Raw genomic sequence first — 13690 nt, forward strand, 5'->3', positions numbered from 1 at the left:
ACTCGATTACGGGCATCAACGCGCTTTAGCAACCCGCAAAGAGCCAGGTCTACCCAGCGCGTCCAGACCGACGATCAGGCCAATCGGGCCCGGTAGTCGCCCGGCGTCATCGATTCGGAGGCGCTGAAGAGGCGGTAGAACGTCGCAAGGCTCTCGAAGCCGCAGGCGAAGGCGACCTCGGCGATGGTCCGCCCGGACTGCTCGCGGAGCAGGCGGCGGCTTTGTGCAAGCCGGAGCGCGGTGACGGTCTCCGAGAAGCTCATCTCCGTCTCCTCGAACAGGATGTGCAGGTGACGGACCGAGATGCCGAGCAGGCCGGCAATCAGGGTTGGCGCCAGCGCCGCGTCGGGCAGATGCCGCCGGATCAGGCGGCGCGCCAGCGACAGATGGGCGGTTCGCAGCGCCTGCTGTGCGAGCCGGCTCTTTGGCCGCATGATGCCGCGCTCGATCAGCGCGATATGGGCCAGCGCCTGCACCATCGGGGCCGGGTCCGGCGCCGTCGTGTCGTTGCCTTCGACAAGGTCGCGGAAGCATGATTCCAGCAGCGGCTGCAGCGCAGTCTCATCCTGCACCGGCCGCGGGACGAGTTCGCCGAGCTCGGCGCCCGGCGGCACGATGTTCGTCACCGGGATCTTGATGATGCGCAGGTGGAAGCCGTCGTCGTGCAGCGGGACGGTGCGATAGGGCAGGTCCGAATAGCTGGTCGCGAACATGCCGTCGCGCACCGCGAATTCATCAAGCCGTGCGCCGCCGAACCAGCCGCCGCCGCCGAGCTGCTGGTAGACGCACAGGCTGTCGCTGCGGGCGTCGGCGATGTCGCCCGCGCCCCGCTCGACCCGGTAGGGCGAGGCCCGCAGCTCGACCAGGCCGGCATCGCCGAGCTTGCGCAGCGAGAACTCGCCGAAGAAGTTGCGGCGGTGCTCGGGCTCGAGTTCCGCGGTGACGCCGAACAACCCCTTGGCACGCACCTCGCGCCAATAGTCGAAGCGATCCCGGGGATCGACTTGCTCAGTGGACCATGTGTACACGGAAGAGCCTTTGGGACCTGTGGAGAGCTCGCGCCGGAGTGAGGCCCCGAATCTATCACGCGGGCTGTAAAAAGAAACTTGGCCTGGGGCGGACGGGACGCCCCATGGTGGCCGGGACGGGCGCCAAGAGGCGCTCACGACGGCCGTCCATCGCCGGTCTTGAACCGGCCAAACGGCTGACCCGACTATTAGGCGGGCGCGCGAGCGGCGCACTTTCGTGCAGGCGGGAATTGGGATGAAGAGCTGGCTTTCGAGACTTTCAGCGGCCCTGTTGGCGGTCGTATGCGTCGCATCGGCGGCGCCCGCCCAGGCCGAAAAGCGCATTGCGCTGGTGATCGGCAACAATGACTACCGGAACGTGCCCAAGCTGCAGAAGGCGGTCAACGACGCCCGCACCATGGGCGACACGCTGAAGCAGCTCGGTTTCAACGTCATGCTGGCCGAGAATTTGAACCGGCAGGCGTTTTCCGAGACGCTGCTCGCCTTCGACCGCGCCGTGGAACCCGGCGATACCGCATTCTTCTTCTACGCCGGTCACGGCTTCGAGATCGCGGGCCAGAATTTCCTGCTGCCGACCGACGTACCGGCGGCGACCGAAGGGCAGGAGGAGCTGGTGCGCGACGCCTCGGTTCTCGCCGACCGCATCATCGAGCGGTTGCAGAACAAGAAGGCGCGCACCTCGATCCTGGTGTTCGACGCCTGCCGCAACAATCCGTTCGAGCGGGCCGGCACGCGCGCGGTTGCCGGCGGTGGTGGCCTCGCCCCGATGACGCAGCTGCCGGAAGGCGTGTTCTCGGTGTTTTCGGCGGGGCCGCGCCAGACCGCGCTCGACCGGCTGTCGAACGACGATGCCAATCCCAATTCGGTGTTCACGCGAACCTTTGCCGGGGAGCTGCTGCAGCCCGGCGAGAACCTCGTGCAGGTCGCCCAGCGCACGCGGCGCCTGGTCAGCGAGATGGCCGAGACCGTGAAGCACAAGCAGATCCCGGTCTATTTCGACCAGATGGTCGATGACGTCTTCCTGAACGGGATTGCGAAAGCCCAGGCCGAGGCGGCCAAGCCGGCCACGCCTGCGCAGCAGGTGGCCGCGCTGCCGCCGGTGTCGGTGCCGAAGCTGCCGAAGGAGGACTCGATCAACGCGCCGATCGCGAGCTTCTCGCGCCACAATGGCGGCTGGACGGTCGTGTTCTCGATCGCCGATCCGACGCTCGGCATCTCCTGGCGGATCGGCGACCGCGGCGACTTCCGCGAAACCGGCTTCATGGACACGCTCGATCCGCGCACGCGCAAGCGGATGCCTAATCCGTCGATCGAGCTGCCGGCCGATGCGCCGGCGGCGACGATCGAGCTTCGCTATGTCGATACCCAGGGCGAGATGCAGGGGCCGTTCCCGATCAAGTTCGATCCCGACGCCGCGCTGATCCGCGACCAGCGCAAGATCCTCGACATGACGGCGACAAGCTGGCTGTCGTTCCGCGAGTTCAACGGGCTGCTCGTCTATTATACCCACCTGATGTCGTATCGCTGCGCGATTCGCGAGGTGCGGATCGGCATCGACACCGCGGTGCCGGACAAGGTGCTGAAGATGCCCGCCTGCAATTCGCGCGATCCGAGCGCGATCCCGTCCGACGCGCAGCCCTACCTGAAGCTCGCGCCGCAGACCAAATCGGTCTCGGTGGAACTGACCTATCGCGACGGCAGCGTGTCGGAGATCAAGACCTTCAGGCGATAGTCTGCATCCTTGTCGTCCGACCCGCGTTACCAAGGGAGCGGCGAGACAACGGTTAAGGACGGCATCATGGATGCGGGCAATCCGGCAGGACCGAACACAGGTCAGATGAAGGTGCGCTGCTGCGTGGTCGGCGGCGGGCCGGCGGGCATGATGCTCGGCTATCTGCTTGGACGCGCCGGGATCGACGTCGTGGTGCTGGAGAAGCACGCCGACTTCTTCCGCGACTTTCGCGGCGATACCGTGCATCCCTCGACCCTGCAGGTGATGGACGAGCTCGGTCTGATCGACGGCTTCCTGAAGCTGCCGCACCAGGACATCCAGAAGCTCGACGGCATGTTCGGCGGCACCTCGGTGCGGATCGCGGACCTCAGCCGCCTCAGCGTCAAATATCCCTTCATCGCGATGATGCCGCAGTGGGACTTCCTCAATTTCCTGCGCGACAGCGGCAAGCGTTTTCCCTCGCTGCAGGTGCTGATGAGCGCCGAGGCGACCGACCTGATCCGGCGCGGCGATGCGGTTGCCGGCGTCCGCGTGACGACGCCCGACGGCACGATCGACATCGAGGCGGATCTTGTGATCGGCTGCGACGGCCGCCGTTCGATCGTGCGCGAGCGCGCAGGCCTTGCCGTCGAGGAGATCGGCGCGCCGATCGACGTGCTGTGGTTTCGCGTCGGGCGCCATCCGGACGAGACCGAGAATTTGTTCGCCCGTGTCGACCACGGCAAGATGATGGTGACGTTCGATCGCGGCGACTATTGGCAATGCGCCTATGTGATCGCCAAGGGGCAATACGACGCCGTGAAGGCGAGGGGCTTGCCGGCGCTGCTCGACGACGTGCTGCGGCTGGCGCCGATCCTCAAGGCCGGCATTGGCGACGTGAAGAGCTTCGACGACGTCAAGCTGCTCACGGTCGCGATCAATCGGCTGACGCGCTGGACGCTTCCCGGGCTGCTCTGCATCGGCGATGCGGCGCATGCGATGTCGCCGATCGGCGGCGTCGGCGTCAACCTCGCGGTGCAGGACGCGGTCGCGACCGCCAACATCCTGGCGGCGAAGCTCGCACAAGGCTGTCCGTCGGAGCACGAGCTCGATGCGGTGCGGCGCCGCCGCGAATTCCCGGTGCGCGTGACGCAGCGCATGCAGGTGATCGCGCAGGACAACATCATCAGCGCGGCGCTGAAGGGAGGCGATCGACCGGTGCCGCTCGCGCTGCGGTTGATCACGGCGATGCCCTGGCTGCAGGGCCTGACGGCGCGTCTCGTCGCGGTCGGAGTGCGCCCGGAGCACGTGCATTCGCCGGCCGCAGGCTGAAGCGTCACGCGTGCCGGCGAACTTCTCCTGAGCGAGCAGGATGCGAAGGGCCCCGGCCGCTCCAGCAGGGCCCCTGTGTCTCAGGCCATGACCGAATAGCCGCCGTCGACCGGGATCGCGGTGCCGGTGACGAAATCCGACGCGGGCGAGGCCAGGAATACGGCGATGCCGGCGAAGTCGTCGATGGCTCCCCAGCGCGCCGCCGGCGTGCGCGCGAGCACGCGCTCATGCAGCCCGGCAACCTGCTGGCGTGCGCCCTTGGTCAGGTCGGTGTCGATCCAGCCGGGAAGGATGGCGTTGACCTGGATGTTGTCGGGCGCCCAGGCGTTGGCGCAGGCGCGGGTGTACTGCACGATGCCGCCCTTGCTCGCGGCATAGGCCGCAGCGAAGCTCGCGCCGAAGATCGACATCATCGAGCCGATATTGATGATCTTGCCGTGGCCCGACGCCTTGAGCGCAGGATAGGCCGCCTTCGAGCACAGGAAGGCGCTGGTGAGGTTGGTGTCGATCACCTTGCTCCACTCGTCGAGCTCGAGCTCATGCGGCGGCTTGCGGATGCTCATGCCGGCGTTGTTGACGAGGATGTCGATCCGGCCGAGCTCGCCGATGACCCGCTCGACCATGGCCGCGACGGCCGCCTTGTCGGTCACGTCGGTCGCCACCGCGATCGCCTTGACGCCGCGCTTGCCCAGATCCTCGACGGCAGCAGCAGATTTCGCCTCGTTGCGGCCGACCACGGCAACCGCCGCGCCGGCATCGGCGAGGCCGCGCGCCATGCCGAGCCCGATGCCGCCATTGCCGCCGGTGACGATCGCGACCCTGCCCGAGAGATCAAACTGTCCGTTTCTCATTGTTGTTGTCCGCTGTGGTTTGAATCTGGTCGCGAGAGTGCCCGATCGCCACCGCGCTGACCAGATCGGGCGCGGCCGGTTGGTCCTGCGCCGGGAGGCGTGCGCGAGATCGCTCTCGAAGGCGTTCAGCAACAAAAAAAGCCCCGGACGATGCCGGGGCTTTTGGTCTGCCTTGTCAGCAGAGATCAGTACTTCGCAACAACCGGACCGGTCCAGTTGAAACGGTAGACCAGCGAGGTGCTGATGGTCTGAACGAACGGCTTGAAGGTGATGTCTCGGCCGTTCGAGATGTTGGTGACGTCGGCGAGTTCCGAGATGTTCTTCTTGTCGTAGTAAGCGGCACGATACTCGGTCTTCATGAACCAGCCCGGCGCGGTGATGCCGAAGATGTTCAGGTTGTTCTCGACGCCGCCGCCGACGAACCAGCCGCTGCGGTCGAAGCCGTTGGTGTGCAGGCCCGACGGGAGAGCGCTCGCGGTGTTGAACAGCGTGGTGCCCTTCCAGTGCGAGCTGGAGTAGCCGGCATTGACGTAGGACAGAACGTTCGGAGCGATCAGATAACCGAGGCGCGCACCGGCGGCCCAGCTGTAGTCGTTCTTGATGTTGCCCGCGACGAACGGACCCTGATCCTGGATGGTGCCCTTCAGGCTGCCGAACTGACCGTCGGCGAACACGCCGATGACCCAGCTGTTGGCGGTCTGCCAGTCGTAACCGGCACCGACGGTGCCGAACCAGCCGTCGCCGCCCTGGCGCTGGTTGAAGCCGAGGATCGGCGCGCCCGTGACGGTCGACTGGACGCCGGTGTCAGCGTCCCAGAGGCCACCGCCGCCGCCGCCGAAGATGTAGAAGCCGGTCCAGCTCGGCGCCACCGCGATCGGGGCCGGAGCCTTGGTGTAGGGGCGGGCGGCCAGATCGGCAGCCGACGCGGAACCCGTCATCGCAGCAACCGCGGTCAGAGCGAGCAAAATCTTCTTCATGTCCAAATCCTCGACTAGCGTTCGATCGGGTCGCTGACCGGGGTGCGCTGGCACCGATTCCCGAAACTCATGCTTGGACTATACGTGCTTCCGCCGGAAAAGCTGTTGCGGGTGAGACACAACCGCTCGAAAACGAAGCCGCTGGCAGCCTTCGACAGGGCTCAATGAAGAACGGCCGCCCCGTTCTGGAGGCGGCCGTAAAATCGTTTGAAATCAGCCGGTTGGGCCTAAACGTCGAGCAAATCGTCGCTGGCGAATTCGGCCTTGTCGGAGATGAAGGCAAAGCGCGCTTCCGCCTTGGTTCCCATCAGCCGCTCGACCGAGTCGGCGGTGCCCTCGCGATCGTCGGCGAGCAGCACCACGCGCAGCAGCGTGCGCTTGGCCGGATCCATCGTGGTTTCCTTGAGCTGCGCCGGCATCATTTCGCCGAGGCCTTTGAAGCGATTCACCTCGACCTTGGCGTTGGCGTTGAACTCGTTCTTCAGCAACTCTTCCTTGTGCGCGTCGTCGCGCGCGTAGACCGACTTGGTGCCGTGCTTGAGTTTGTAGAGCGGCGGCACCGCCAGATAGAGATGGCCCTCGTCGATCAGCCGCGGCATCTGCCGGTAGAAGAAGGTGATAAGGAGCGATGCGATGTGCGCGCCGTCGACGTCGGCGTCGGTCATGATGATGATGCGCTGATAGCGCAGGTCCTCTTCACGGTAGTGCGCGAGCGTGCCGCAGCCGATCGCCTGCACGAGATCGGAGAGCTGCGCGTTGGCGGTCAGCTTGTCCTTGCCGGCGGAGGCGACGTTGAGAATCTTGCCGCGCAGCGGCAGCACGGCCTGGGTCTTGCGGTCGCGCGCCTGCTTGGCGCTGCCGCCGGCCGAGTCGCCTTCCACGATGAACAGTTCGGAGCCCTCGGTGCCGGCGTCGGAGCAATCGGCGAGCTTGCCGGGCAGACGCAGCTTCTTGCCGGCGGTCTTGCGCGCGGTTTCCTTTTCCTGGCGGCGGCGCAGCCGCTCCTCGGCGCGGTCGATCACGAAATCGAGCAGCCGGTTGGCCTGGTTCGGATTGCCCGACAGCCAGTGATCGAACGGATCCTTCATCGCCTGTTCGACGATGCGCTGCGCTTCGGCGGTGGCGAGGCGGTCTTTCGTCTGGCCCTGGAATTCAGGTTCGCGCACGAACACCGAGAGCATGACGGCTGCGCCCACCATCACGTCTTCCGAGGTGATGGAGGCTGCGCGCTTGCCTTGGCCGGCGCGCTCGGCGTGATCCTTCAGGCCGCGCAGCAGCGCGCTGCGCAGGCCGGATTCATGCGTGCCGCCGTCGGGTGTCGGCACGGTGTTGGTGTAGGACGACAGGAACCCGTCGGCATCGGCGGTCCAGGCGACCGCCCATTCGCAGGCGCCATGCGCGCCGCTGCGGCCGGATTTGCCGGAGAAGATGTCCTGATGCACCAGCGTGTCGGCGTGGATCGCCGCGGCGAGGTAATCCTTCAGGCCGCCGGGGAAGTGGAATTTGGCTTCGGCCGGGACGTCTTCGACGCCCTTCAGGAGTTCCTGATCGCAGTGCCAGCGAATCTCGACGCCGCCGAACAGATACGCCTTCGAGCGCGTCATCTTGAACAGGCGCTGCGGCTTGAAGGCGGCCTTGGCGCCGAAGATTTCGGTGTCAGGCTTGAAGCGGACCCGGGTGCCGCGGCGATTGCTGACCTTGCCGAGGTCCTCGAGCTTGCCCTTGGGATGGCCGCGCTCGAAGGTCATGCGATGCAACTGTCCGCTGCGCGCGACTTCGACCTCGAGCCGGGAGGAGAGGGCGTTGACCACGGAGACGCCGACGCCGTGCAGGCCGCCCGAGGTCTCGTAGACATCGGAATTGAATTTGCCGCCCGAGTGCAGCGTGCACATGATGACTTCGAGCGCCGACTTCTTCGGGAATTTCGGATGCGGGTCGATCGGAATGCCGCGGCCGTTGTCGTTCACCGACAGGAAGCCGTCGGCCGTCAGTTCGACCTCGATGAAGGTGGCGTGGCCCGCCAGGGCCTCGTCCATGGCGTTGTCGATCACCTCGGCGAACAGGTGATGGAGCGCCTTCTCGTCGGTGCCGCCGATATACATGCCGGGGCGCTTGCGCACCGGTTCCAGGCCCTCCAGGACCTCGATGCTCGCCGCCGTATAGCCGGCTTCGGCGTCCTTCACGGGCTTGGCTGCAGCCTTCGCGACGGCGCGGCCCTTCGGTTCCGGGGCTCCGAACAGGTCGTCAGCAGATTTGCTTTTGGCGTTCGACTTCAATGATTTGGCCATGTTTCTTCAAGTGGCGCGCCAATCATGGCGCGGCGAATCGGTTGCTCTGACTATGCCACGGATGGGCTGCCAATGGGGACGACCGCACCTCGGGCCCGGCCGTCCCTCTAGATAGGAGCCTGCGATTACGCCCGCGAGGTACGGAATACAATGACCGTGAACAGGGCCATGGCGACTGCCACCATCAGCGGTCCGACGATCGGGGCGGCCACGAACGAGGGTCCCTTCAGCAGCACGGCGGCCACGCCAGCCGGAAACAGGATGCCGCCGATGATATGCAGCCAGCCCTGGATCCTGGCGAGCAGCATCCTGCCCGCGGCCGTCATCAGCCGGTAGTAGAGCCCGAACAGGAACAGCAACACACCGCCGACGAGATTGAGATGCGCGTGCGCCGGCCCCAACGTGAAGCCGTGCTGGATGCCCATGGCGATGCCCGCGAGCATTCCGAACAGCAGGGCGAGAACGCTTACGCACATCACCAGTGGCCCGATCATCCAGTGATTCGTTTTTGCGAGGGAGGTGCCAGCCAGCCCGGACCGCGGGGGCTGATGGGAAATCACGTTTGATCCCCGCCTTTGTGACTTGATGTCACGCAATGGGCTGGCTTACCTGTTCTTAGGCTGCGTGCCGCTAGAAAGGTTCATTCGAGGTTCAACGGAGCGGAAGGCACACGACGAGATGGAAGACCTTACGCGGGCCCTGGCCGAATTCGTTCGCCATCACCAGGTCTGGGCCGCTCCGATCGTCATGTTGCTGGCGTTCGCTGAATCGCTCGCCTTCATCTCGTTGCTGGTGCCCGCCTGGGGTGCGCTGGTTGCGATCGGCGCCCTGATCGGCGTCAGCGGGATCAATTTCTGGCCGATCTGGATCGCGGGCGGCATCGGCGCCGCACTCGGCGACTGGGTCTCCTACTGGTTCGGCTACCGCTACAAGGAGCAGGTCGCGCAGATGTGGCCGCTGTCGCGCTATCCGGAGATCCTGCCGCGCGGCGAAGCCTTCGTTAAGAAATGGGGCGTGCCCAGCATTTTCATCGGCCGCTTCTTCGGCCCGCTGCGCGCCTCGGTGCCGCTTGCGGCCGGCATTTTCGAGATGTCGTACTGGCAATTTCAGATCGCCAATTTCGTCTCCGCGCTGGTCTGGTCCGCGGCGCTGCTATTGTTCGGCGACGTCATTGCCCAGGCCCTCGAATGGATATGGCGGGTGGTGTAGCGAGTTTCGGAATAAGGCCGCAGTTCAGGGGGTAGGCGGGAGAAGCAGGACCGCGCGCAGCCGTCATCGCGCGGGCATCGAAACGCTGATACAACCTCGCTCACCAAGCACGGACTATCGGGCGCCGTCTCACTGGAAGGACAACACATGGAATTGACACGACGTCACGCTCTTGCCGGTGCTGCCGGCATTGCCGCCGCGCCGCTGCTGCCGGCAGTCCCGGCCGGCGCCGCAGCGCCCGCGGCCGACAGGCAGGCGCCGAGCTTCTATCGCTACAAGGTCGGCGACATCATGGTCAGCGTGGTGTCCGACGGCAAGAACGTGTTCAAGCTGGAGGACGCCTTCATCCCCAATGCGAAGCGGGACGATGTCAACGCGGCGCTGGACAAGGCGTTCATGCCGCGCGACATGGTGACGATCTGGTTCGCGCCGCTGGTGCTCAACACCGGCGGCAAGCTGGTCGTGATCGACACCGGCAACGGCGCATTGGCCAAGGCCAGCTCCAAGGGCGCCAACGGCCTGTTCGCCGACAATTTCGTCGCCGCCGGCTTCGATCCCAAGAACGTCGACATGGTCGTGATCTCGCATTTCCATGGCGATCACGTGAACGGCCTGCTCACTGCCGAGGGCACGCCGGCATTCCCGAATGCCGAGGTGCTGGTGCCGGCGACCGAATGGAAGTTCTGGATGGACGATGGCGAGATGAGCCGGGCGCCGGCTGGCCGCATGCAGGGCCTGTTCAAGAACAACCGCAACATCTTCGAGGCTGCGCTGAAGAAGAAGGTCACGCCCTACGAATGGGGCAAGGAGATCGCGCCGGGCCTGACCTCGGTCGAGACCGTCGGCCATACGCCGGGCCACACCTCCTACGTGTTGGCCTCGGGATCGGAGAAGGTGTTCATCCAGTCCGACGTCACCAACAACCCGGATCTGTTCGCGACCAATCCCGGCTGGCACGCGTTCTTCGACCAGGACGCCGACGTCGCCGAGCAGACCCGCCGCCGCGTCTACGACATGATCGTCGCGGAGCGGCTGCAGGTGCAGGGCTTCCACTATCCGTTCCCCGGCCTCGGCAATGTGGTGAAGGACGGCAGCGGCTACCGTGTCGTGCCGGCGCCGTGGAATCCGGTGATCTGACGGTTTTCCTTGACGCAAAGGGGGCGCGGCCTTATAGCCGCGCCCATGATCAACGCCGCGACCATCATCATCGCCCGCCGCCGCCGCATTCTCGCGGTATGGGCGGTCGCTCGCGTTTAAGACCATCGCCTCTGCCGCCGGATCTGATCCCGCGGCGCTCTCCTCAAAAAGACACGCGGTTCGATCTGGCGGCTCCTTCGTCAAGCAGGAGTATTCGACCATGTATACGCCGCAACCATTCAAGCCCGACCGCGCCGCAAGCCTTGCCTTCGCCGAGGCGCGCGGCTTCGGCCTTGCCTGCGCGTGGGACGGCGGCAAGCCGGTCGCTTCCGCGCTGCCGTTCTATCTGTCGTACGCCGCCGACGGCACGCCGCGGGCGCTGTTTCATGTTGCTCGTCACAATCCGCTGGTAAAGCTTTTGGGTGGAGCGCCCTGGCTGCTGGCCGTCACCGGCGCCGATGCCTATGTGTCGGCCGACTGGTATGTGTCGCCCGACCAGGTGCCGACCTGGCTCTATCAGGCCGTGCATCTGACCGGGCCGGTCCGGCCCCTGTCGGGTGAGGAACTCGCGGTTCAGATCGACGCACTGACGGCCAAGTTCGAGGATCGGCTGTTGCCGAAAAAGCCGTGGGTGTCGGGCAAGATGACAGCGGCGCGGCTCGATGCCATGAAGAAGGCGATCGTGGGCCTTGAGATGACGGTGGAAGAGGTGGAGGGCAGCTTCAAGCTGAACCAGCACAAATCCGAGACCGACTTTGCGGCGGTCGCGGGTCACCTTGCCGCGCGAGCCGACGCCGGCGCGCAACAGATCGCGCAATTGATGCGGCAGGCGCGGCCGGAAGTCTTTGCTATCAAAACCAATGAGCTCGAAAGGACCGTGCCATGACCTTGACTGACACCAACCAGCCGAAAACCAAGAGCGGTGCGACCAAGGCCGTGTTCGTCGATGGGGCGTCGGGCACCACCGGCCTCGGCATCCAGGAGCGGCTGCATTCGATCGGCGACGTCACCGTGAAGCACATCGCCGAGGACAAGCGGAAGGATGCCGGCGCCAAGCGTGCGCTGATGGAGGAGGTCGATCTCGTGATCCTCTGCCTGCCTGACGACGCGGCCAAGGAGACCGTCGCGCTGATCGACACCATGGGCAATGCTGCGCCAAAAGTGCTCGACGCCTCGACCGCCTATCGGGTCGCGCCGGACTGGGCCTATGGCTTTGCCGAGCTCGCGTCCGGCCAGGCCGACAAGATCCGCAACGCGCCGAAGGTCTCCAATCCCGGCTGCTATCCGACCGGTGCGATCGCGTTGCTGCGCCCGCTGGTCGATGGAGGGCTGCTGCCTGCCGATTATCCCGTCACCATCAATGCGGTGAGCGGATATTCGGGCGGCGGCAAGTCGATGATCGCGAGCTTCGAGGACGGCTCGGCACCGGCCTTCCACCTCTACGGCCTCGGCTTCGAGCACAAGCACGTACCGGAGATGCAGCTGTATTCGCATCTGACGCGGCGGCCGCTGTTCATCCCGTCGGTCGGCAACTACCGGCAGGGCATGCTGGTGTCGGTGCCCCTGCAGCTCGACGCGCTGCCGGGCAAGCCCGATGGAGCCGACCTGCAGGCCGTTCTCGCGAAGTGGTATGCCGGCAGCAAATACGTCACCGCGATGCCGCTGCAGAACGAAGCCGCCAAGGGCGGCAAGATCGAGCCGGAAGCGCTCAACGAGACCAACCAGCTCGAGCTCTACGTGTTCGCCAGCGACAAATATCGCCAGGCGGTGCTGGTCGCCCGGCTCGATAATCTGGGCAAGGGCGCCTCGGGGGCCGCGGTTCAGAACATGCGGCTGATGCTCGGTCTGGCCGACAGCTGACGGCCAGGCGCACCGTGGACGACGCCACGCTGCAATTCTACCGGCGCAATGCCGAGGCCTATGCCGGGTGGGCGAAAGCACCGTCCACCCGGCTGATCGGCTTCCTCAAGCTGTTGCCGCCGGGCGGCGCGATCCTCGAACTCGGCTGCGGCGCCGGCAATCACGCTGCGGTCATGCTTGCCGAAGGCTTCGTGCTGCGCGCGACCGATGGCTCCCCGGAGATGGCCGAGGTAGCTTCGCGGCGCATCAATCATCCCGTCGAGCCGATGCTGTTCGACGAGCTAAGGGATCGCGAGGCCTATGACGGCGTCTGGGCCAGCGCCTGCCTGCTGCATGTGCCGCGCGACGAATTAGCCGGCATCATCGGCCGCATCCACCGGGCGCTGAAGCCCGCCGGCATCTTCTACGCGAGCTACAAGATCGGCCATGGCGATGGCCGCGACAGCATCGGCCGCTATTACAATTATCCGGAGGCCGATTGGCTGGCGGCGACCTACGCCGCCTCGGGGGCGTGGACGCAGGTCTCGTCCGACACCAGCGAGATCAAGAGTTTTGACGAGGCGCCCGCGACGATGCTGCATATCGTCGTGCGCAAGGGCGCGTAGTTGGCGGGCACCGGCGCTGACGCCGCAACCGGCGGCAAAATCTAAAGCGGGATGAGTTCTGGTTGAATCGGCTTGGCGCGGTCTCGGTTCACCTCTCCCCGCTGGGGAGAGGTCGGATTGCGAAGCGGGTGAGGGCTCTCGCTCTCTCGATAGACCGTAATCCCTCACCCGATATGCTGCGCAAATCGACCTCTCCCAAGGGAGAGGTGAACCGTCGACGCCGTTCCAGCTCAACGTAACTTCATCACGCTTTGGTTCAGAGCGCCTTGAAGACCGCGAGCGCCAGCACCGCCTGGGCGAGGAAGCCGACCGTGAAGGCCAGCGTGCGGAACACCGGCAGGCCGAGCGTGTAGACGATCAGATGGGCGACGCGGGCCCAGAAATAGACGGCGCAGGCGAGCACGGTCCATTTGGTGGAGTAGTCGGCTGCGTTGAGGATCAGGACCAGCGGCGCGAAGATCACGAGGTTCTCGACCGCGTTGTCATGCGCGAACATCAGCCGGTTGGCCCACTCGGCATGCGGCTTGTCGGTGCGCGAGGGGTTGGCCATAGCGCCCGAGAGGCCGCGCACCTGGCAGCGGTTGATGGTGTAGGGGATCCACAAGATGCCGGTCAGGATCACCGTCAGCGACAGCCAGAACAGTTCGCGCGTCATCGTCTCCCCCTCACGTCAATCCGATTCCCGACCGCCG

At 65.5% G+C, this 13690-nt stretch carries 13 protein-coding genes; 7 read left to right on the forward strand and 6 right to left on the reverse strand.

The features are described from left to right. Nucleotides 1-74 precede the first annotated feature (74 nt). A complete protein-coding gene (locus tag JQ507_15310) occupies nucleotides 75-1028 on the reverse strand; it encodes an AraC family transcriptional regulator (protein QRI72749.1) in 954 nt (317 codons plus the stop codon). Nucleotides 1029-1263: 235 nt separating this feature from the next. Here JQ507_15310 and JQ507_15315 point away from each other — a divergent pair, with 235 nt between their 5' ends. Both JQ507_15315 and JQ507_15320 read left to right on the forward strand, forming a co-directional pair. After that, nucleotides 1264-2760, forward strand: coding sequence for a caspase family protein (locus JQ507_15315; GenBank protein QRI72750.1), 1497 nt, complete (start codon nucleotides 1264-1266; stop codon nucleotides 2758-2760). Nucleotides 2761-2826: 66 nt separating this feature from the next. Beyond that, nucleotides 2827-4071, forward strand: coding sequence for an FAD-dependent oxidoreductase (locus JQ507_15320; GenBank protein QRI72751.1), 1245 nt, complete (start codon nucleotides 2827-2829; stop codon nucleotides 4069-4071). Between the two features lie 80 nt (nucleotides 4072-4151). Here JQ507_15320 and JQ507_15325 read toward each other — a convergent pair whose 3' ends face one another. The 4 genes from JQ507_15325 to JQ507_15340 all read right to left on the reverse strand — a co-directional run bounded on the left by JQ507_15325 (nucleotide 4152) and on the right by JQ507_15340 (nucleotide 8681). Next, entirely contained in the window at nucleotides 4152-4922 is a 771-nt protein-coding gene (locus JQ507_15325; GenBank protein QRI72752.1) for a glucose 1-dehydrogenase, read from the reverse strand. A gap of 185 nt (nucleotides 4923-5107) precedes the next feature. Continuing rightward, on the reverse strand, nucleotides 5108-5899 hold the full coding sequence (locus JQ507_15330; protein QRI72753.1) for a porin family protein: 792 nt from the start codon (nucleotides 5897-5899) through the stop codon (nucleotides 5108-5110). 227 nt (nucleotides 5900-6126) lie between these two features. After that, a complete protein-coding gene (gene parE / locus JQ507_15335; GenBank protein QRI72754.1) occupies nucleotides 6127-8187 on the reverse strand; it encodes a DNA topoisomerase IV subunit B in 2061 nt (686 codons plus the stop codon). Nucleotides 8188-8312: 125 nt separating this feature from the next. Continuing rightward, a complete protein-coding gene (locus JQ507_15340) occupies nucleotides 8313-8681 on the reverse strand; it encodes a hypothetical protein (GenBank protein ID QRI72755.1) in 369 nt (122 codons plus the stop codon). A gap of 184 nt (nucleotides 8682-8865) precedes the next feature. On the opposite strand from JQ507_15340, the gene JQ507_15345 reads away from it, so the two are divergent. From JQ507_15345 to JQ507_15365, 5 genes are all read left to right on the forward strand, one after another. Then, a complete protein-coding gene (locus JQ507_15345) occupies nucleotides 8866-9396 on the forward strand; it encodes a DedA family protein (protein QRI72756.1) in 531 nt (176 codons plus the stop codon). Between the two features lie 147 nt (nucleotides 9397-9543). Next, nucleotides 9544-10533, forward strand: a complete 990-nt coding sequence (locus JQ507_15350) for an MBL fold metallo-hydrolase (protein QRI72757.1) — start codon at nucleotides 9544-9546, stop codon at nucleotides 10531-10533. 220 nt (nucleotides 10534-10753) lie between these two features. Then, complete coding sequence (locus JQ507_15355) at nucleotides 10754-11419, forward strand: FMN-binding negative transcriptional regulator (GenBank protein ID QRI72758.1); 666 nt, start codon at nucleotides 10754-10756, stop codon at nucleotides 11417-11419. Beyond that, nucleotides 11416-12393 (forward strand): N-acetyl-gamma-glutamyl-phosphate reductase, encoded by a 978-nt coding sequence (gene argC / locus JQ507_15360; GenBank protein ID QRI72759.1) that lies wholly within the window; start codon nucleotides 11416-11418, stop codon nucleotides 12391-12393. The genes JQ507_15355 and argC overlap by 4 nt, the downstream gene beginning before the upstream one ends. A 14-nt stretch (nucleotides 12394-12407) precedes the next feature. Then, a complete protein-coding gene (locus JQ507_15365) occupies nucleotides 12408-12998 on the forward strand; it encodes a class I SAM-dependent methyltransferase (GenBank protein QRI72760.1) in 591 nt (196 codons plus the stop codon). 256 nt (nucleotides 12999-13254) lie between these two features. Here the strand turns inward: JQ507_15365 and JQ507_15370 are convergent, their stop codons facing one another. Further along, nucleotides 13255-13653, reverse strand: coding sequence for an MAPEG family protein (locus JQ507_15370; protein ID QRI72761.1), 399 nt, complete (start codon nucleotides 13651-13653; stop codon nucleotides 13255-13257). Nucleotides 13654-13690 lie beyond the last annotated feature (37 nt).

It is taken from the genome of Bradyrhizobium sp. PSBB068 (assembly GCA_016839165.1).
Taxonomy (GTDB): Bacteria; Pseudomonadota; Alphaproteobacteria; order Rhizobiales; family Xanthobacteraceae; genus Bradyrhizobium.

Excerpts from the sequence above, each read along its gene's own strand:
- parE (QRI72754.1), bottom strand. The coding sequence starts at position 8,187 with ATGGCCAAATCATTGAAGTCGAACGCCAAAAGCAAATCTGCTGACGAC.
- JQ507_15355 (QRI72758.1), top strand. The coding sequence starts at position 10,754 with ATGTATACGCCGCAACCATTCAAGCCCGACCGCGCCGCAAGCCTTGCC.
- JQ507_15370 (QRI72761.1), bottom strand. The coding sequence starts at position 13,653 with ATGACGCGCGAACTGTTCTGGCTGTCGCTGACGGTGATCCTGACCGGC.
- JQ507_15340 (QRI72755.1), bottom strand. The coding sequence starts at position 8,681 with ATGATCGGGCCACTGGTGATGTGCGTAAGCGTTCTCGCCCTGCTGTTC.
- JQ507_15350 (QRI72757.1), top strand. The coding sequence starts at position 9,544 with ATGGAATTGACACGACGTCACGCTCTTGCCGGTGCTGCCGGCATTGCC.
- JQ507_15330 (QRI72753.1), bottom strand. The coding sequence starts at position 5,899 with ATGAAGAAGATTTTGCTCGCTCTGACCGCGGTTGCTGCGATGACGGGT.
- JQ507_15345 (QRI72756.1), top strand. The coding sequence starts at position 8,866 with ATGGAAGACCTTACGCGGGCCCTGGCCGAATTCGTTCGCCATCACCAG.
- JQ507_15320 (QRI72751.1), top strand. The coding sequence starts at position 2,827 with ATGGATGCGGGCAATCCGGCAGGACCGAACACAGGTCAGATGAAGGTG.
- JQ507_15325 (QRI72752.1), bottom strand. The coding sequence starts at position 4,922 with ATGAGAAACGGACAGTTTGATCTCTCGGGCAGGGTCGCGATCGTCACC.
- JQ507_15315 (QRI72750.1), top strand. The coding sequence starts at position 1,264 with ATGAAGAGCTGGCTTTCGAGACTTTCAGCGGCCCTGTTGGCGGTCGTA.
- argC (QRI72759.1), top strand. The coding sequence starts at position 11,416 with ATGACCTTGACTGACACCAACCAGCCGAAAACCAAGAGCGGTGCGACC.